Annotated in this window: 15 protein-coding genes; 5 read left to right on the top strand and 10 right to left on the bottom strand. The window is 66.1% G+C overall.

The window, feature by feature from the left end; translation table 11 throughout:
- Positions 1 to 50: 50 nt before the first annotated feature.
- Together P1L40_RS05855 and P1L40_RS05850 are read right to left on the bottom strand one after the other, a co-directional pair.
- Entirely contained in the window at positions 51 to 3,092 is a 3,042-nt protein-coding gene (locus P1L40_RS05855) for an FAD-binding and (Fe-S)-binding domain-containing protein (protein ID WP_284010392.1), read from the bottom strand.
- A gap of 22 nt (positions 3,093 to 3,114) precedes the next feature.
- Positions 3,115 to 4,833: an L-lactate permease gene (locus P1L40_RS05850; protein WP_419181207.1), complete on the bottom strand. Its 1,719-nt coding sequence runs from the start codon at positions 4,831 to 4,833 to the stop codon at positions 3,115 to 3,117.
- A gap of 905 nt (positions 4,834 to 5,738) precedes the next feature.
- On the opposite strand from P1L40_RS05850, the gene P1L40_RS05845 reads away from it, so the two are divergent.
- Positions 5,739 to 6,038: a hypothetical protein gene (locus tag P1L40_RS05845; protein ID WP_284010390.1), complete on the top strand. Its 300-nt coding sequence runs from the start codon at positions 5,739 to 5,741 to the stop codon at positions 6,036 to 6,038.
- Positions 6,039 to 6,235: 197 nt separating this feature from the next.
- On the opposite strand, the gene P1L40_RS05840 is transcribed toward P1L40_RS05845, so the two are convergent.
- Together P1L40_RS05840 and P1L40_RS05835 are read right to left on the bottom strand one after the other, a co-directional pair.
- Positions 6,236 to 8,008 carry a sensor histidine kinase gene (locus tag P1L40_RS05840; RefSeq protein ID WP_284010389.1) on the bottom strand — a complete coding sequence of 591 codons (1,773 nt, stop codon included), beginning with the start codon at positions 8,006 to 8,008 and terminating at the stop codon, positions 6,236 to 6,238.
- A gap of 166 nt (positions 8,009 to 8,174) precedes the next feature.
- On the bottom strand, positions 8,175 to 9,767 hold the full coding sequence (locus tag P1L40_RS05835; RefSeq protein ID WP_284010388.1) for a helix-turn-helix domain-containing protein: 1,593 nt from the start codon (positions 9,765 to 9,767) through the stop codon (positions 8,175 to 8,177).
- Between the two features lie 660 nt (positions 9,768 to 10,427).
- Between P1L40_RS05835 and P1L40_RS05830 the strand changes: the two genes are divergently transcribed.
- The 4 genes from P1L40_RS05830 (at position 10,428) to P1L40_RS05815 (ending at position 14,052) form a co-directional block, all read left to right on the top strand.
- Complete coding sequence (locus tag P1L40_RS05830) at positions 10,428 to 12,143, top strand: CARDB domain-containing protein (RefSeq protein ID WP_284010387.1); 1,716 nt, start codon at positions 10,428 to 10,430, stop codon at positions 12,141 to 12,143.
- Positions 12,144 to 12,360: 217 nt separating this feature from the next.
- Positions 12,361 to 12,747 carry a VOC family protein gene (locus P1L40_RS05825; protein ID WP_284010386.1) on the top strand — a complete coding sequence of 129 codons (387 nt, stop codon included), beginning with the start codon at positions 12,361 to 12,363 and terminating at the stop codon, positions 12,745 to 12,747.
- A 42-nt stretch (positions 12,748 to 12,789) separates the two neighbouring features.
- Entirely contained in the window at positions 12,790 to 13,275 is a 486-nt protein-coding gene (locus P1L40_RS05820; RefSeq protein WP_284010385.1) for a GyrI-like domain-containing protein, read from the top strand.
- A gap of 24 nt (positions 13,276 to 13,299) precedes the next feature.
- A complete protein-coding gene (locus P1L40_RS05815; RefSeq protein WP_284010384.1) occupies positions 13,300 to 14,052 on the top strand; it encodes a flavodoxin domain-containing protein in 753 nt (250 codons plus the stop codon).
- A 131-nt stretch (positions 14,053 to 14,183) separates the two neighbouring features.
- On the opposite strand, the gene P1L40_RS05810 is transcribed toward P1L40_RS05815, so the two are convergent.
- The 6 genes from P1L40_RS05810 to P1L40_RS05785 all read right to left on the bottom strand — a co-directional run bounded on the left by P1L40_RS05810 (position 14,184) and on the right by P1L40_RS05785 (position 19,742).
- Positions 14,184 to 15,194 carry a WD40/YVTN/BNR-like repeat-containing protein gene (locus tag P1L40_RS05810; RefSeq protein WP_284010383.1) on the bottom strand — a complete coding sequence of 337 codons (1,011 nt, stop codon included), beginning with the start codon at positions 15,192 to 15,194 and terminating at the stop codon, positions 14,184 to 14,186.
- A 27-nt stretch (positions 15,195 to 15,221) separates the two neighbouring features.
- Positions 15,222 to 15,923, bottom strand: a complete 702-nt coding sequence (locus tag P1L40_RS05805; protein WP_284010382.1) for an SDR family NAD(P)-dependent oxidoreductase — start codon at positions 15,921 to 15,923, stop codon at positions 15,222 to 15,224.
- A gap of 85 nt (positions 15,924 to 16,008) precedes the next feature.
- Positions 16,009 to 17,079 (bottom strand): TrmB family transcriptional regulator, encoded by a 1,071-nt coding sequence (locus tag P1L40_RS05800; RefSeq protein WP_284010381.1) that lies wholly within the window; start codon positions 17,077 to 17,079, stop codon positions 16,009 to 16,011.
- A gap of 457 nt (positions 17,080 to 17,536) precedes the next feature.
- Entirely contained in the window at positions 17,537 to 18,109 is a 573-nt protein-coding gene (locus P1L40_RS05795; protein ID WP_284010380.1) for a DUF8130 domain-containing protein, read from the bottom strand.
- Entirely contained in the window at positions 18,106 to 18,855 is a 750-nt protein-coding gene (locus P1L40_RS05790; RefSeq protein ID WP_284010379.1) for an ABC transporter ATP-binding protein, read from the bottom strand. The genes P1L40_RS05795 and P1L40_RS05790 overlap by 4 nt, the downstream gene beginning before the upstream one ends.
- On the bottom strand, positions 18,852 to 19,742 hold the full coding sequence (locus tag P1L40_RS05785; RefSeq protein ID WP_284010378.1) for an ABC transporter permease: 891 nt from the start codon (positions 19,740 to 19,742) through the stop codon (positions 18,852 to 18,854). Before P1L40_RS05785 ends, P1L40_RS05790 begins: the two co-directional genes overlap by 4 nt.
- Between the last annotated feature and the right edge of the window lie 21 nt (positions 19,743 to 19,763).

Below are 19,763 nucleotides of genomic sequence, written 5' to 3'. Positions count from 1 at the left end.
GCACGTATACCGCTGACGACGACTAGCCTCTCATCATCTGACCGAAGACTCTAGACCAGCGCCGCCGCGACCATCTCGATCGGATGGGGCGGCTCGCCGTCCTCGCCGAAGTCGTCGAGTTGTGACCGACAGGAGGCCCCAGGAGCGACCACCTGCTGGGCCGCCGAGTCTCCGATCTGGTCCACCAACACGCCGGCGATGGCCTCGCTCATCGAGTAGTGTTCGGCCTCGTAGCCGAAGGAGCCGGCCATCCCACAACAGCCCGAATCGAGCGGGTCGACATCGTAGCCGGCGCGGCGCAAGACACCGACCGCGTGGTGGTCCTTCGTGGTGGCTTTCTGGTGACAGTGGCCGTGGTAGGCCAGCGCCGTCTCGGCCGGTCCGAACTCGACGCCGTCGAGCAGGCGGTGGGTGTCGAGATACTCACAGACGCCGTAGGTGTTCGTGGCGACCGTGTCGACCTCGGCAGTCGAGAGCAGGTCGCGGTAGTCCAACTGGTACATGACCGCGTCCGAGGGCTCGACGGCGACGATATCCCACCCCTCCCGGATCCGTGGCGCGAGCGCGGCGACGTTCTCGCGGGCCGTCTCGCGGGCGTGATCGAGCATGCTCTTGGAGAACGCGGGACGGCCGCTGTCGGTCACGCCGTCGGGCACCGAGACGTGGACGCCCGCGGCTTCGAGGACCCGGACCGTCGCTCTCCCGACATCGGGGTGGGAGTAGTCCGTGTACGGGTCCGCGAGGACCAGCGCCTTCCTGTCGGCGTTGCGTTCGGGAACGCGTGATCCGCCGCGCTCGGCCATCCAGTCGCGGAACGTCGTCCGGTGAAACCCCGGGAGGGTTCGCTCGCTGCTGATCCCGACGGTCCGTTCGGCGAGGTGGCCCGCCCCGGGGAGGTCCATCAGCCAGTTCGAGACGGGAGCGAACGCACTCCCCAGTGAGAGCACCGTCTCCACGTTGGCGAACAGTTTGTCCCGCAGGGAGATTCCCTCCCGCTGGTGGTGTTCGTGGACGACTTCGGCTTTCAGTTTCGCCATGTCGACCCCGCTCGGGCAGTCCTTCTTGCAGCCTTTACAGCCGATACAGAGGTCGAGCACTTCGGTGACGAACTCCTCGTCCGTGGGGTCGTCGGGCAGGTCGCCGTCCATCGCCGACCGGAGCATGTTCGCCCGGCCCCGGGTACTCGTCAGTTCCTCCTCACTGGCCCGGTAGGTCGGACACATGACGCCACCGGTCGTCTCCTGGTGGCCGGTACAGCCGGCACAGCCGTGACACAGTTCGACCATCCCCTGAAAGCCGTTCTCGATGTCCCAGTTCAGCGTCGGTTCGAACCCCGCGTCGAACGTGTACTCGGCGTCGTACCGGAGCGTCTCGGTGGGGTCGTGGTCGCCACAGACGTTGCCCGGGTTGAGGATCCAGTCCGGGTCGAACGCCGTTTTCAGCTCCCGGAACGTCGCCCAGAGGTCCTCGCCGTACAGTTTCCGGTTCCACTGGGTCCGGGCGCGGCCGTCGCCGTGTTCGCCGGAGACGGACCCCTCGTACTCGATAACGAGGTCGGTGATCCCCTCCGAGATGGCCTCCATCGTCTCGATGCCGTCCTCGGATTTGAGGTTCAGCAACGGCCGGATGTGCAAGACGCCGGGGCCGGCGTGGGCGTAGTAGGAGGCGAACGTGTCGTGCTCGTCGAGGAGCGCCTGGATGTCGGCGACGTACTCCGGGAGGTTCCGGGCCGGCACCGCGGTGTCCTCGACGAACGGCCAGTGTTTGTCGTCGCCGGTCCGGGAGAGCAAGATCGGGAGGCCGGCCTTGCGCATCTTCCAGAACTTCGCCTGCCGGTCGTCGTCGTAGGCCTCCAGCGCGTCGACGGCGTGGACGGGATCGGCCGTCACGTCCTCCGCCCCCTCGGTCGGCGTGGCCCTCGCGTCGTGCCCGGGGAGCCGATCGGCAAGCAGGTCGGCGATCTTCCGCTCCGCGTCCGTCGGGGAGTCGGCGTAGAACTCCACGAGGAGCGTCGAGTCGGTGCCGTCGGGCAACAGGGAGACCACGTCGGCGAACTCGGCGGTGTCGGCAGCGAGGTCGAGCAGGGTGTCGTCCATCACCTCCACGGCGGCGGGGTCGTGATCGAGGATCGGAGCCACGTCACGCATCGCGGCGAGGATGTCGTCGTAGGTCAACAGCACGACGGCCGTCGACTGGGGGACCGGTTCGAGCGAGACGGTCGCCGCGGTGACGATCGCAAGCGTCCCCTCGCTGCCGGCCAGCAGGCGTGCGAGGTTGACTTCGCCGCGTTCTCTGGCGGTGTCGACGAGTTCGTCGAGGTTGTACCCCGAGACGTTGCGCTTGAGATCGGGGTACTTCTCGTCGATCTCTTCGGCGTCCTCCGCGAGGATGCGCGCGACGGCGGCGTAGATTCGCCCCTCGATGTCGGCGTCCTCGTCTACTTCCCTGGCCCGTCGCTGGATCTCGTCGACGCCGACCCAGCCGAAGGTCGTTCGTGTCCCGTCGGCGAGGACGGCCTCACACTCCTCGATGTACGCGTCGGTCTTCCCGTACTTCAGGGAGTGAGCGCCCGTGGTGTTGTTGCCGATCGCACCCCCGAGGACGCTCTTGTCCCCCCAGGCCGGGTCGGGCGCGAACTTCAGTCCGTGGGGGTCGAGGCGGTCGTTGAGGCGAGCGATCGTGATTCCGGCTTCTGCTTTCGCGCGGGCTTCGTCCGCGTCGACCGAGACGACCCGATCCATGTGCCGTTTGAAATCCAGCACGACCGCCTCGTTGACCGCCTGGCCGGCGAGGCGAGTGCCGCCGCCGCGTGGAAGCACGGGAATCTCGTGGTCGGCACAGTACTCGACGACAGCGACGACATCCTCGACCGACCGCGGCGAGACGACGCCGATCGGGCGCTGTTCGTACGCGCTGGCGTCGGTCGCGAACAGTTCGCGGGTGTACGTATCGAAGCGTACGTCGCCGTCGACGCGGGCCGTCAGAGCCGCTTCGAGGTCGGGTCGGTGGTCGTCCCCGCCGCGGTAGTCGTAGTTCGCACTCGGATCGGTCGCCGGATCGGGCCTGTCGGTGGGTCGTGAGTCGTATGCCATGAAAAGATGGGTCCGCAGTCGTTCAAAAGGCTCCCGGCGCGACGACGTAGGCGAGGATCATCGTCACGATCCCCGTCAACACGCCGTAGTACAGCACCGGGATCAGTTCGAGCCGGATGACACGCCCCTCCTCGCCAATGAGCCCCACGACAGTGAGCGCGGCGACCACGTTGTGGATGGCGATGAGGTTACCGAACGCGCCCCCGACGGCCTGGGCAGCGACGACGACCTGGGTCGGCGCGCCGATCTGCTCTGCGGCCTGGAACTGGAAGAGTCCGAAGAGGATGTCGCTCACCGTGTTCGAGCCGGCGATGAAGGCCCCGAACGCGCCGATGAACCCGGAGAAGAACGGGAAGAGCTGTCCCGTCGTGTCCGCGGTGATCTCCGAGAGCAAGCCGAGCATGCCGGCGTCGACCGGGGCCGTCTCCAGCACCACCGCACTGCCGGTCCGCTGCATGATCATGACGGTCGCGACCGCGAACCACAGCGCGACGACTGCGGGGGCGATGTTGCGCAGTGCTTCTGCCCACGAGTCTTTGATCTCCCGGCGGTTCATCCCGTGGAGCGCGTAGGTGACGACCGCGACCAGCACGAACAGGCTCCCCGGTAGGTACAGCAGTTCGACACCCTCCGAGAACGGCGTCCCGAGGATGTTGTTCCAAGCGAGCACGCCGGTCGTCGCGAGGAACTCCTGGACCGGGCCGACCACGCGGGTCAGGACCAGCAGTGCGGCCACGAGGATGTACGGCAGCCACGCCATCCCCAGGGACATGTCCTGCGAGTGGCTGTCCTCGAACGTCGCCACGCCGCCGTCCGCGGCGACCGTGCCCTCACGGCTGGTGCTCCCACCGGTACCGACGCCCTGTCCGGGCTCGACGCTCCCGATCCAGTGGTCGGGCCACTGGTCTTGGGGGCCGAAGTCCCACTCCTCGTCCGGGAGGAAGTACCCCGCCCGCAGCGTCGCCGTGACGACGAGCAGGCCGACCATCGACCCCAACAGCGCGGGGAACGTCGGCCCGAGGAAGACCGCCGTCGCGACGTACGGGACCGCGAAGGAAGCCCACGCGAACAGCGTCAGCGGGAGCACCTCCAGCGCGGGTTTGATGGACCGTTCCTCGCCGAAGAATCGGGTCATCATCGCGACGCCGATGAAGGGGACGGCGATCCCCACGATCGCGTGGATGACCGCCGCCCAGACGCCGATCTGGGCGACGTAGGCGCCCACGCTCTCGAAGCCGCCCTGCTGGACGACCTGCTGTGCTGCTCCCGTCCCCTCGGCGAAGACCACGTCACGGAGGCCGATGATCAGGGGCGTCCCGACTGCGCCGAACGTGATGGCGAGCAGGTTCCCGGTCAGCGCGACGACCACCGCTGCCAGCGGTGGGAAACCGAGCCCGACCAGCAGCGGGCCGACGATGGCCGCTGGAGTCCCGAAGCCGGCCGCGCCCTCGATGAACGAACCCATCAGGAAACAGAGCAACACCACCTGGACGCGCCGGTCGTCGCTGATCGAGGAGAAGCCGGCGTTGATGACCTCGAACGCGCCGGACTGTTTGAGCGTGTACAACAGGAGTATCGCGCCGAACACGATGACGAGTATCCGTGTCGCCGTCAGCGCGCCGCGTATCGACGCGGCGGCGATGAGCCGCGGCGCCATCCCCCAGCCGACGAAGGCGACCACGGCCGCGATCACCCATGCGATCGGCATCGTTCGGGTGGCCGGCTGGTACAACCCGACCATCAACACGCCGATGACCGCAAGCGGGAGCACCGCAAGCAGTGCCAGTGTGAGGTCTGCCACGCTAGTTCGCCTCCACGAACGGGTCCCGACTGGTCGACCCTCCGTGTGCCGACCTGGTTCGGATCGCGGTCGACCGTCTCACGTTCCCGTCCGGTTCGAGGAGCTGTCTCGCCTGGAGTCCGCTGCTACCACGCTCGCTGTGTCGAAGCATCGAACGTGTCATCTGAGTAGTTGTATATATACCTGCCCACCGTTCACACGCCGGGGACGTGTCTATCATTCACAAATGGTCTGTAGAGCCGTTTAATTGGCCAAAATCACACGATACGGGGTCTTGTCTCGAACCCCCGATCACAGTCGTGTGTACGCCGCTCACAACGTACGACACGGCGGTTCTTGTCGCGTGAGAACGGCTGTTTTACCCCTACATTCGTGTGTGAAACCGGGTTTCGACGCTTCGCTCCGAGGTTTTCCCCTCGCGGCGTGTCTCGGCCCCGGTTCGAACGGCGTGGAACCGCCCTCTCGGGCGCGGGCAGACAAGGGGGCTCTTGGAGACCACAAAGACGGCTGAAACCCCGCTCGAAAAGCGTCGCGACTATCAACTATCCGTCCGCTCTCCGATGAGATGCCGCCGTAGTGGCGCGTCGCCGTCGACGGTGGACCCGTTCGGTCGTCGTCTGTCCGACACCCCGTCCCATCACCGGCTGTACGGTGATGTACACCCTGGAGCAAGTGATCGATACAGCGCAGTGAGCGAACCACGTTCAGAGAGCCGCCGGGCAGCCACACCCGACCGCACGATCCGAACACGGATAGTCGTGGCCTGACCAGACCGAGACGTGGTGTCGACACAGCGGCTCCGCTCGATTCGACACGGACTACTGATACTGCTCGCAGTTGTCTCGATGAGTGGCTCGGTCGCCGTCGGGCTAACGCCTGGCGGGTGGGACTTCGCCGGCGGAGTGGTCGTGGCGCTCGCGCTGGGGTATCTCTTTCTCAGACGGGTCATCGACGCCTTCCTCACCGAACCACAGGAGTGGCTGCTGTTCGCGCTCGTCGGAACGGTCTTTGCCAGCCTCACGACCGGACTGGTCTGGTCACGCGGCAATCGACCGAGTCGTGAACTCGTCTTCAGTTACGTGCTCTGTCTCACCATCTCCATCGGGTTCGGCTATCGGGCTCTCCCTAGAGACGGTCGCTCCTGACGGACTCTGGACCGTCGCTGGGATCGCCGATCACGTGGCGTTGAAATCGCTTTTCGACCAGCTGGTAGCGAAACACACGTGGCAGTTGTCGTGCGCCCACCTACGTCGCCAGCGACCGTCCTAGACGAATATCACGCTGTCCCGTGCTCGGTGGACACGGACCGACCCATCGCCAGGACACCGGTAGGCGGGCTTCCTCACGGCTCGGTGGGAGCGTCGTCGATCGTGATCTCGAACCGGGCACCCTCCGAGCCCGAATCAGCAACGTCGATCTCCCACCCGTGAGCCTCGACGATCGTTCTGACGATCGCCAACCCGAAGCCCGAACTGTCGGCGGTGCTCATACCGTACTCGAAGACGGTCTCGCGTTGTTTGGGGCTGATCCCCGGGCCGTCGTCTTCTACGAACACTCCGCGTTCGCAGGTGCCGACGCGGACAGTCGTCGCGCTCGCTTGTTCGTTTGAACTCGCCTGTCCCGTCCGGGTTGTGGTTGTGACTGTGTGGTCCCCTATCGTGGCATGCTGTACGGTATTTCGAAAGAGGTTCTCGAAGACCTGCTGGAGGCGTCCTCTGTCCGCGTGTATCGACCGGCTGTCCGTAACCGTTAGTTCGAGGGTGCCAGTGTCGACGGTGTTCCAGGCCGCCTGAACGACGGCCTCGAGGTCGTACTCGTCTGTCGTCTGCACGTCGACGCTTTCCCGGGCCAGCCGTGGAAGGTTCTCAGCGAACCCGCGGAGCCGGTCGTGTACCGAGGCGAGGTCGTCGAGTGACTGTTCGACCGGTGGGTCTGGATCGGCAAGGTCCGAACGAAGCAAGGAGAGGGTCTTTTCGGCAGTCGACAACGGTGCCGCCATATCGTGTGAGATGACGCCGGCCATGCGTTCGAGCTGTTCGTTCTTCCGTCGAGCCTGCTTCGAGAGCTGTTCCAGTTCGCGGTTCCGTTCGACTCGCGCGGTGATCTCGGTGAGTGTAACGATCGACCCACGTTCGACGCCGTTGGTGTCCGACGCGATAGGCTGTCGGCGGCCCAGATACCGGCGGGACTGTCCAGCGTAGCGCTGTGCACACTCGATCGTCTCGCCGAAGTCGAGACAGAGCGTGCCCGCGTCGTGGAGTTCGTCGGGAAGCACCGCGGTTGCGGGGCGACCTTCGACGGCTGCACCGCTGCCGAGAACGGTCCGTGCGGCGTCGTTGGCGTCGATTATCCGACCGTCGGGCGCGATAACGACGATCGGATCGTCGAGCGAGCGAAAGACCCGCTCGTATGCGACCGGGAGAAACGACGCCAGGTCGGTTCGAAGAACGACGACAGCCAGCGGGATGCCGGTGGCGATGAACGCCATCGGGGTCGCGTCGAACCACGGAAACGGTGTGCGGTCGAGATGATAGCTCATGTTCACGAGCCACGGTACCGTGATACACCCGACCAGGACAGCCGACTGGCGACGGTAGAGCCGGTTGTCAGACAGTGCTGCCGCGACCAGCAGCCCGGTCCCTCCGAGCAACAGCGAGTAGGAGTAAATGATGTTCACGGCGTGCCAGGGGCCAGGGGTGGTCCGGAGGACCGCGTGCCCGTTGACCGAGCTGACACCGATGCTCGTGTAGTACAGGGAGTGGTACTGGGCGGTAAAGACCATGAGGAGTGTCGTCACGGGGACGACCGACAGGAGCACGAGCCGACGCCAGGTGAGCCAGTCGCCGCGATCGGTGTATCGAAGCGCGAAGGCGAACCACGCTATCGGTGTGGTGACGACGCCGACGTAGGAGAGTTGCTTGCTCACCAACAACCACTGGCGACTGTCGGCGAACAGTGCGCCCAGATGCGTCGCCGTCCAGCCCGTGAGGACGAGGAGGAACACCCCCAGCGCGAACGTCGTGGTTCCCCGGTCGTGGCGAGCGAGCAGCCACGCTGCTGCGGTCCCACCGACCACGACCGACAGGACGACTGAAAGCACTGCGACACTGTACATAGTCGAGAGACTGTCTTGGCTCCGTGAACCGATCAGTGGCTGGAACCCGGCCCGACAGGCGAGTGACAGAGCGATCCACAGTCCCGGTCGCCTGTCAGCCCGGTACTGTCGTTCGGTACGTTTCAGGAGAGAATATAAATAAAACTACTTGTTCGAGAACACGCACTCAGTCGGCGCTGGGACGGTCGAACACGTGGGCAAGGACTTTCCGCTGAGCCGACCGAAGGTGCTGGCTGACGGTCGCCCGGCTGAGTCCGAAATGCTCGGCGAGTTCTGTCGCGTTCGTCTCGCGGGGGCGTTCGAAGTATCCGACATCGAGCGCGTGTCGGAGCACCTCGCCCTGACGCTCGGTTATCGCCATACTGTCGCCGTCGATCCGTGGGTCGGTCTCCCGCTCGCTCCATATCGTCGAGACGCCGGCACCGCTGAACGCCCCGGCGAGGACATCCTGAACCGTCGCGACCTGTTCGTCGTCGGGGATGGCCAGCGAGAGCGTGATCGTCCCGCCGCTGACGGCTGTCTCCCGGACGGCGACACCGTGGGCCGCGAGCCGCTCTTCGGGAGTGGGTGCGTCGACGACGAGTTCACACCGGGTCGGTGATGTCGTTCGGTCGATACGAACCGATTCGACGCCGTCCGCGCTAGCCACCGCGTCGGCGATGTCGTCTTTGGGGGTCTCGTCGAGCGCTGTGACGTACAGCGTCGTCCCGTCATCGCGGGAGACGGTCGACAGCACTTCGGCGGAGGTAGTGTGCGGGAGCGCTCCGGTGAGCGCGCCCAGCGGTACCGCGTCGGCGTCGAGGTCAGCGCGCACGCTGACTGCCCGTGTGGACAGTAGCGACCGCTTTCGCTCCGCGTTCGTCAGCGCGTAGCCGACCGTCTCGGCGTACTCCTCGACGGCAGCACGCTCTCGTTCTCCGAGGGTCGCGTCGTCGGTGTACGCAGCGAGGACACCGAATCGCACCCCGTCGTGGCGGATCGGCACGGCGATCGCACCCTCGAAGCCGTAGTCGGAAGCAAGCGAGCGCCAACCGTCCGATGCCGAGTGATCGTCGACGGTGAAGCTCACGGATTCGTCGCGGTCGAGCGCTACCTGTGCGGGCTCGCCGTCAGGGAGCGATCCGTCGGGGGCGTGTATCGCGTCGAGATAGCCCTCCCGACCGGCGACGGCTTTTGGGACCGCAGGACCCGTGGTCGTCTCGCGAGCGATCCACGCACACGTGTAGTTCCGCTCGGAGACGAGACGGGTACAGAACTCCTGCGAGAGGTCGGTTTCTGCGGTCGTCCCTGTAAACACGTCGAGCAGCGCGGTCTTGCTCCGGCGCTCGCGTTCGAGCGCACGCTCGGTCCGGTACGAGCGGACGGCGTTCGTGATGCGACTCGCCAGCAACCCGGCCTCGTCGTCGTCTTGGTCCTTGCGGATGTAGTCGGTGACCCCCTGACCGATAGCTTCGCTGGCCACCGCCTCGTCGCCGCGGCCAGTCACCAGCAAGAACGGCCGGTCGGGATCAGCCAAGCGAACCGTCTCCAGCAGCGCCAGCCCCGTGCCGTCTCCGAGTTGGTAATCGCAGACGACGCAGTCGGGGTCGACCCGCTCGAACGCTTCCCGACCAGCCGCGAGACTGTGGGCAGTCGTCACCTCCAGCGCATCGGTGTTCGTCTCCAGGAGCCGACCGGTCACCCGAGCCCACGTCTCGTCGTCGTCGATGAGCAAGACAGTGACCGAGCCGCCCTCGATGTCACCTCTCACGGCCGTCATTGGTACCGCGTCACAGCCGGCGACCCTAAAGCGTGTACCTTCGTATGCTGGTCACTCGCCTCGAAGACGGCTGTCTCAGACGCTTGGCGGCCTGTCGGTCGGCGTTCCCGGCAGGCGCCACCGCTGGCACACGGCGCGAGCCGCGTCAGTGGTCTCGCGGACACAGTCCAGTGATGATCGAAACCTCCGGGGATCGACACCGGACGGCCAGTGTGCCTCGCGGGTCGAGTCGACCTCAGGATCGATTCGGTGTGGTCGCTGTCTCGGGTTCGCCAGACGATCCCGGCGCAGTGGACCTGATCGGCGCTGTCGGTGACGATCGAACCGCTGCGACCGGGCGCCCCTGCACATGCTGGTATCCTTTTTATGTGGTTGTCGTCGCCGCATGGAACCGATGGTCAGGACAGACGCCGGGGCGGGGCTCCGCCCCCAGGTGGGTGAGGTGTACGGTACGACGCCGAGCGACGGACCGAAGCTTGGATCGCCGCTCGACGAGCGGCAGCAGCGATCCGAACGCCGTCAGCAGGTGCGCGTCGAGGCTCGTGGGTGCCCTGCGGAACCGGGTGGTGCTGGCCGGAGTGACCTGAGAGGTGGACGTATCCCTCACGTGTCGAACGGCACTCGAAGTACGTTCCCCGAATGGGCCGTGGAGGGGGTTCGATGACCCGTTCGTCGAAAAAAGTCGCCGCGGTTTACGTGGCTGCGTTTCTCGTGCTCGCAGCAGTCGCTACCAGTTTCGCCGGCGGTATCGGGTTCGCAGCGGCTGCAAGCGGCGACGGCGTCGCTCTCTCGTGTGTCGGGAGCCCCGGTGGGGCCGCCTACGTCACCGATTCCGGGCTGACTGCGTACGAGAACGCCCCAAGCGTGTACTTCGGAACGTTTCCGGATGACGGGAACTCGGTCACGTTCGGCGACACGACGCTCTCGGCAGCCGGTAACGCACAGGTCCGGGTCGACAGTGTGAGCGGCGACACGACCTGTCTGGGCGGTATCGACGCGACCCAGCACGACATCACGATCGCACCCGTCGAAGAGAGCAGTCTCACCGTCGCGGGCGCATACATGGGGCTGGCGTTTCGGGACCCGGTCTTCGACGGGGCTGCGGACGGCGAAGCTGACATCGCGTACGATGCCACCGAGCCCGCTGCGGTGACCATCGAGACTAACCTCGACGATGGCACCACTGTCGTCGCTGTCGACGGCGACGGTATCGAGGTCGATACTGCGACGGTCACTGGCGGGAGCCTAACTCTCGACTCCCTCCCGGCAGGGACGGTCGAGGCCGACCTCCGGATCAGTCGGGAGACACCGACGCCGACACCAACAGCTACTCCAACGCCGACGCCAACGCCAACGGCGACACCGACACCGACGCCGACAGCTACTCCAACACCGACGCCGACACCGACACCAACGTCAACACCGACGCCGACACCGACACCAACGTCAACACCAACGCCAACACCGACACTAACGCCCACACCAACGCCGACACCGACACCAACGCCGACACCGACACCAACGCCGACACCGACGCCGACACCGACGCCGACACCGACGCCGACAGCCACTCCAACGCCGACCCCGGACCCGTCGCCGTCGCTGTCAGTGACGAGTGTCTCAGCGCCCGGGACGGTCGACCAGGGACAGACTGAGACGGTCGACGTGACGATCTCGAACACAGGGTCGGCCGAGGGGATCTACACCGCCGAGCTGAAAGTCGACGGGACGAGTGTCGGTATCGAGTCGGTGCCTGTCGAGCCTGGGAGGACGGCGACAGTCTCGTTCGCGTACACGTTCGGTACCGCCGGTGATCGTACCCTGACGGCCGGGACCGAGTCGACGACGGTCACCGTCGAGGTACCGACACCAACGCCGACGGATACACCGACTTTCACGCCGACGCCAACGGATACACCGACGCCACCGCCAGGGGAGCCGTCTTTCACCGTGACCGGGATCGACGTGCCCGGGACCGTCACAAATAGCGGGAGCGAAACCGTCATCGCGCCCGTCACCAACGACGGACCCGTTGCCGGCACCTACACCGCTGTCCTCCAGGTCGACGGCGAACCCGTCGCGAGCGGAAACGTGCGGATGCCCGCTCGCAGCTCCCGACAGATCGTCTTCACCCACTCGTTCGAGAGCGCCGGAACGAAGACGGTCTCCGTGGGTAACGCGTCTACGACGGTCACGGTCCTGTCCGCGGGCGGTCGTTCACCCGTCGAAGTCTACCGCAGCGACGACGGTCGTGTCACTGTCGAGGAAGCAGTGGACGCGATCGTGCGGTTCAACTCCGGACAGGACCTCCCAGGACACGGCGACCTCTCGGTGGGTGATCTGGTGGACATCATCGCCGCGTTCAACAGCGGATGACATCGATATTCAGGAGATCGAGGAAAGACGCGTCGTCCCCCGAGCCGTCCGCCCGAAGTGGCCATAGACCGCGTCCGTGGTCGGTAAGTGTCGGTTAGCAACGGCACTACGCGGGTGTTACCAGAGCGCCAGCCGCGAGGGCGTCCCTTTCGCATCGCTAACGAACGTATACTAATCACCGCCCGAATCGTCGCCCCGGACGAGCGAACGAGAAACCATGGCACGAGTCGTACACTTCGATATCGAGGCCGACGATCCCGACCGGGCGATCGCGTTCTATCACGACGTATTCGGCTGGGAGTTCGAGAAATGGGACGGTCCGATTGACTACTGGATGATTTCTACGGGTGAGGGCGACGAGCCCGGGATCGACGGCGGCCTCGCCAGGCGCGACGGGCCTGCTCCCGGAGACGACGGAGCCTCGTCGACATACACCTGCACGATCGGTGTCGACGACATCGACGGGGTGCTCGAATCGGTGGCCGAACACGGCGGTCGAGTCGCCGACGAGGCCGAGACGATCCCCGGCGTTGGCCGGTTGGCCTCCTGCCACGATACGGAGGGTAACCGCTTCGGCGTGATGGAGAGCGATGCGACCGTATAACCCCTACCCGTCTGCCCGGTCGTGGCTCCGGGAGGTCACGTCGTGAACCGAACAGAGACGCCGACCGTCGTCGAACGGGAGCCGATGACGGTCGCCGGACTCCAGACGCACTACGCCGGGGACCAGTCGGTTCTCGGCCGGGTCTGGGAATCCCTCTCGGAGCGCTGGGACGAGTTCGAGCGCATCGGGGCCGACGACGAGACTTTCGGCGTGATGACGAACGTCCAACCGGACCAGCGCGTGTTCGACTACGTCGCCGGAGTCGCGACCGAACGCCCCGGTTCGGTGCCGAACAGCTTCGTCGTCGTCGAGGTCCCGGGCGGCACGTACGCGCGGTTCGAGACCGCCCTGGCCTCGATGGAGGCGGATTACGCCCGGGTGACCGAGGAGTGGCTCCCCGACTCGCCATACGAGCGTCGGCCCGGCCCCGAGTTCGAACGGTACGGCGACGCGTACGACCCGGGGAATCCCGACTCGCCCTACGACTACTTCGTGCCGGTGACCCCAGTCGGGTCACCGCGCGACTGAACTCCAAAGCAGGTGCACGCACCCTTGCCATCGATCCTCATCGTCTACGGGACCGGACACGGCCAGACGGCTGCGGTCGCGCGACACATCGACGGCGTGCTCTCGGCCCGCGGCCACGCCGTGACCACCAGACACGTCTCGAACCCGCCGGCAGATCCCGTCGATTCGTTCGACGCGATCCTCGTCGGGGCGTCGGTGAACTACAACCGACACCAGCGGGGCGTCGTCAGCTTCGTCGAGACACACCGCGAGGCCCTCGAATCGCGCCCCTCGGGCTTCTTCCAGCTCTCTTTTGCCGCCGCTGCCCCCTCGGAGGCGGCCCGGGCAGGGGCGCTCGAGTGGGTCGACGATTTCGTCCAGGACACCGGCTGGCAGCCCGACCGCGTCGGCAACTTCGCCGGCGCAGTCAAGTACACCGAGTACAGCCGCCCAGTGAAGTGGCTGTTTACGCTCCTCTCGGCGGTGACGACCGGCGACACCGACACGTCCCGCGACTACGAATACACGGACTGGGACGCGGTCGAACGGTTCGCGAGCGAGTTCGGGGACCTCGTCGAGACGGAGCGCGGCCGAGCCGTCCCCTGGCGAAAGCCGGTTACCGCCCTCCCTGACGGAACTGGTGTCCGGGCCGCCCTCGTCGTGGGCCTCACGATCGGCGTTGCGAGCGTCGCGTATCGGGTCGTCCGCAATCGAGCACGAGCGACGGACGGTCCTCGCGGGGCTCACGTTCCGCGAGAGCGTGACATCGACGCGCCCGCCGAACCCGTGGTCGACTAGCGAATCCCCTGGAACACCGGGGGCGAGCCACGCCCGTCCTCGGCGAGCTCACAGTCACCGAAGAACGTACTTTTGGACGACATAAGCCGAGATTTCGAGGCGCTCGCGGCGTTGCGACTGTCGACTGGCGCTCAGACCGAACAGAGCGCGGTCGCTCCGTAGGCCAGGTGTGCATCCGCCGCGACCGGGACTCGGCCGACGATCTGGGCGCCCTCTGGAGCGAGTTCGAGCAGCGTCCCGTGTGTCGTCCCGCCCAGGACGCGGTTCCCGACTGTCGTCCACGAGAGGATTTTCTCGACCGGCGCGCCGGGATAGGAGAGCCGAGTGAGCCGGTCCGTCGACCGATCGACCGCGTAGAGGGTCGCATCGGCACCCGCTTCGCCCTCCCACAGCGGCCCCGAGCGAGCGACCGGCACGTAGAGGCGCTCCTCGCAGACGAGCAGTTGGCGGACGTACTGGCGTGCTCCGAGCGGCAGTTTCGTCCACGATGCTCCCGCGTCCTGTGTCCGGTAGACGCCCTCTCTGCCGGCGAGGAGCCAGGTCTCGGGGGTGGTCATGACCACCTGATGAACGTCGTCGTGGAACGGCCCTGATATCCGATCCCAGGTCTCTCCGTGATCCGTCGACGAATACAGTCCCGCGACCTCGACGCCGGCGACGAGACGCGCGGGGGCAGACGGATGCGCCGCGAGCGTGTGGACACGAACCTCGTCTTGATTCGGGTCGGTCGGCCACTCGCTGCGCCCTGGGATGTCTTGGAACCCCTGACACTCGGTCCACGTCGCGCCGTCGTCCGATCGGTAGACCGCCGCGGGTAACGTCCCGGCGTACAGCGATCCGTCCTGTTCGGTCACCGCGTGGACGTGTGTCGTCGGGACGGCCAGATCCGTCCACGTACGCCCACCGTCTCGCGTCCGGAACAGGCCGGTCTCGGTGGCCGCCAGCACTCCCTCCGTCGCCGACAACTGTTCGAGGCGGTGGACGAGTCCACAGTCCAGACGGCGATCGGGGTCTTCGACCGGGAGTGAGGCTGCGCGAAAGACGGCTTCGGTCGTCCCGACGAGGAGTCCGTCGGTCGTCGCGGTGTCCAGCGTTTCGGTACGACTGCGTTCGGGTCCGTTCGGGGTGCTCGTCTCAGTCATCGGTAGGGAACTGCTCGGTCGCTTCGATCACCACTCGATTTGCTGCTCGTCACGCCAGAACCGGCCGCTCGGCCCGCGTTCGAACCGGGCCAGCCAGATCGCCGTCGCCGCCCCGTCGGAGACACTTCGTGGGGCGTCCGGGCCGCCGTTGTCCGTCCGAACCCACCCGGGGTCGACACTGTTCACCAGGAGCCCCGGATACTGGGCGGAAAGGGTTCGGGTGAAGGCGTTGAGCCCTGCCTTCGAGACGCTGTAGGGGAGATGGCTGGCCTCCATCTCGCCGGCGAACTGCCCGGACCCGCTGGCGACGTTGACGACCCGGGGAGTCGCTGCGCGGGTCAACAGCGGGAGGGAGTTCCGTACCAGTCGGATGGGGCCGGCCAGATTCACGCCGAACGTCTCCGCGATCGGTTCGGGCCCGATCGTTTCGAGCGGCCCCGCCGGCCCGTGGATCCCGGCGTTGTTGACGAGGATATCCAGTTCCCCCGCCTCCCGCTCGATCGTCCCGACTGCTGTCTCGACCTCTGAGGCGTCGGTTACGTCCAGTTCGAGGGTGCTGTCTGCCTCGACATCGATCTCGGACGGGGTACGGGCACTCGCATACACCGTGGCCCCCAGTTCGGCCAGTTGGCGCGTGATCTCCGCGCCGATGCCCCGAGACGACCCGGTCACGAGAGCAGTCTGCCCCGCGAGCGTCTCGAAGAGCGAGATGTCCGGGGAAGACATCATCGCGAGCACAGCCGATCGGTTCCGGTCGGCCCGGCAGTCTCCGCGGGGGTTCCGAATCCGCCCGTCGAGGGATGGCCGAGCGGTCTCATCCGTGGAGCTCCGTGACGACGATTCGTGTGGCTTCGATATCCTCGGTGCGAGCGTCGAAGCCGCCGATCGAATACGTCTCGTGGTCTGTCGAGAGCGTGAGCGTCGCCTCGGCGAACGTCTGTTGTGGCGTCGGTGACGCACCAGTCTCGAAGCCGGGATAGTCGATCGCTTCGACCGTCCCGACCTCCCTGCGCTCCCGGCCGGTCGCGACGGACTCCCCGGTGACCTCCGCGCTGAGTGTCACACCGTCACGAACGAGTGGCTCGATTACTGCCAGGCAGTCACGAAGCGACCCGAAGCGCAGCGGCGTCTCGTAGGGCGTCTCGACGTAGACCTCCGTCGCTGCCTGCTGGAGAGTCGTCATGTAGTGCCATATCATGTTCTCGTGGGCGCTGTCGTCGACGTATATCCCGTGTTCCTCGTCCGTCTCCTGGTGCCAGGAGTAGCACGCACGTCGGCGGTCGACGAGCACCCCGAACGGGTCCGAACGAAGCGGATGGGAGATCGCTCGCGCCTGCGTGCACAGCGACGTGCAGTCGTAGTCCGAGAGGGCGTCGTCCCCGGCATCGTACACCGTGAGGTCGACGAAGACGTTCCGATCGTGTGCCGAGGCGAGCGCGTGCTGGAGCGCATCGAGGTGGGAGACGGAGAGGACGGCCTGTACGTAGTCGAGCGCGTGGTCGAGTTCTTCTTCGGCCTTCTCGAAGACGGTCTGGGCCCGCTGTACGAGACTGATCGTATGTTCCTGGAGAGTCGGCTGCTCCCAGCGATCTGTGATCTCTTCGACGGCCCGCTCGAACGCACGAGCCTGCGTCGTGAGGCCCGTGAGCGCGTCGCTCGGGTCGAGCGCCTGCGCGTAGAGTTTGTCCTGTTCGTACGTGGTGACGAACCCCCTCGATTCGAGGTCCCGGAGCACGTCGTACACACGGGGCCCTGGGACAGTACTCAACTCGGCGATGTCCTGTGCGGCGACGCTTCCTCGTGTGAGCAAGGACACGTATGCGTCTGCCTGATACGGCGACAGCCCGTACCGTTTCAGCACCTCGACCAACTCGTCTGTCTCCATACTCGTCGGTTTCCGGACCCGTGGCCAAGAAACCCGTAGCACAACGGCTGTTGTGCCATCTGTCCGGAGTTCGGACAACACGTGTTGGGACTCTACGTGACAATACTTATCAAGCTGATTCGGCTCGGTGACAGTGCACGCTCCCGTGACAGCCCTTCGAGAACCCGACCGAGTGCGGTCCTCCCCCTTGGCCTCTCGCTGGAGTGTGTCCGGTCGTCCGAGCGACTCGGAACCGACCGCCACAACGGATGGTCCCCGTTGGCGAACGCTCGTCGGGTTCCCCTCCCCTTTCGTACCCCGCTCCACACCGTTACTGTGATTACCCGCCACGGAGAACCGCTGTCCGAACGGGGCGGCGTTGGCCGGCCCCCTCCGGAATCCCTCTTACCACTCGGTCGAAACATCCGTCGTGATGGCTCACCGACTCTCGTGTCCCACCGTCGACGGCCAGCAGGCGCTACGGCAGCAGTGAGAGTTCGGCTATCTCGACCGTCGCGGCGTCCGTGACCGTCGTCCAATCTTCGCTCCCCTGGCCTCGAACGGACAGCAGCGGTGGCTCGAAGTATCCCTGCAGATCGTGGACGCCGGTCCGGCGCACCCGAGCGCCGTCGAGTCGATAGGGAACGGTTACCGACTGGCTCGGGTTGAGCGAGTCGACGAGTTCCTCGTTGCTCCCCTCGACGCTTCTGGGCGTCACTTCGACCCGGTCGGTGTCGGTGTATGCGTCAGTGAGGAGCAGCGACCGCTGCATCTGGTCGCTCCCTTGTGGCGAGAGCGCGAGCAGCCCCAGCGGCCAGACCCCCGTATTCCGGACCTGCACAGCGCGGTCGCTCTCGTTGCTGATCGTCAGTACCAGTTCGCCCGGACTGTCGACGGTGACCCTTCGATCGGTCACTTCGATCGCGAGAGTCAGCGGGCCGTCGATCGAGGCGACCGACGGAGACCCCAGTTCGTACTCGGTCCGCCCCAGACAGCCGGCCGTACCAAGCACCGAGGCGCTCGCCAGCGTCAGCACCTCTCTGCGCTTCACGACTCGCCCTCCCTGGCCCCGATAGCGTCGTCGGTCAGTTCGAGGAAGATGTCTTCGACGGTCGCATCGCTGTCGAGGCCGGCGTCAGTCCGGAGTCGCTCCGGCGTTCCCTCCGTCACGAGTCGGCCCTGGTGGAGGACCCCGAGCCGGTCACAGACCAGTTCGACCTGTCCGAGGACGTGACTCGAAAAGAAGACCGTCGCGCCACGGTCGGCCTCCGCACTGACGACCGCCCGGACCATGTCGACGCCGTGGGGGTCGAGCCCGGTGAACGGCTCGTCGAGGATCAGCAAGTCCGGCTCGCCGACGAGCGCCATCGCGAGGGCGAGTCGCTGCTCCATCCCCTGTGAGAAGCTGCCGGCGTCGTCGTCGACGACATCGCCGAGTCCGACCCGCTCCAGCAGCGTCTCTGGTGCCGTCTCGACCCCTTTGGTGTCGGCCACGAGCGCGACGTGGCGGCGCGCCGAGAAGCCGTCGTACGTCTCGAAGCGGTCGGGGAGGATACCGACCCGCTTGTGGAGAGCGACGACTTCGTCCCACGGATCGTAGCCGAGGACGGTCGCCTCGCCAGCCGACGGACGGAGGTAGTTCATCAGGAGGTTGATCGTCGTCGATTTCCCCGCTCCGTTCGGACCGAGAAAGCCATACACGGTCCCGGCGTCGACGGTGAGGTCCAGACTGTCGAGTGCGACCGTCGAGCCGTACCGTTTCGTCAGCCCAGCGCACTCGATCGCGGGTGCGGTCACACCAGGTCACCCCGTTCGAACGCGTAGCGAGCCAGGCCCAGCGGTCCGAGGAGCCACACCAACAGCACGAGGACGGCGACCCACTCCTGGAGATAGAACGGGATCGCCCCCGCGTCGAACGTCGTCTCGACGACGAGCGCGTTGATATTCGACCCCGGCGCGCGTTTGGTCAGGACACTGGTGTACGGCGCCGCGGAGTTGCCGACACCCAGCAGCCAGTTGGTGACCACGTTGTAAGCCCCGGTCGGCGACAGCCGATGGAGCAAGAACAGTGGGCCACTCGCGGGCGGGTCGTACGGATTGACCGGCTGTCCGGTCAGTTGTCCGTAGATAGTGTTGGCGAGCAGGCTCCAGAACAGGACGAACGGGAGGAAGAACCCGCCGACCAGCGCCCCTGTCGCCCGGACGGCAGTGGTACTCACGGCCGAGATCGCGACCCCCACCGAGACGAGGACGGCGACGTACAGCAACGTCACGAGGACGACGCCACCGTAGGTGAGGACATCGAAGCTCCCGAACCTGACGAGTCCGACACCAGTCAGCAACACGATTCCGAGCAGGACGGCACCGCCGATGCCGGCGGCCCGACCGACCACCTTCCCGGTGAGGATGTCCGTCCGTGTCAGTGGCAACCCGAGGACGAACTTGAGACTCCCGGCAGTTCGCTCACCGACGATGGACTGGAAACTCAACAGCAAGATCCCAAGCGGCGGGATCACCAGCGCGACGTACTGGACGAACGCGATCGTCAGGTCGGGGCCGAGCCCGTCCCAGCCGACGTACGTGGGGCGATACCCCCAGAGGACGACTAGGACGACCAGGGCCCACGATCCCTTGGAGGTGAGAATCGTGCGACACTCCTTGCGAGCGAGCGGGAACCAGCGCATCGTCACGGGCGTTCGCTACGG

The organism is Haloarcula pelagica (genome assembly GCF_030127105.1).
Lineage (GTDB): Archaea > Halobacteriota > Halobacteria > Halobacteriales > Haloarculaceae > Haloarcula > Haloarcula pelagica.
The sequence above is the reverse complement of the archived record's forward strand: the minus strand, read 5'-3'. Positions and strand labels throughout refer to the sequence as shown.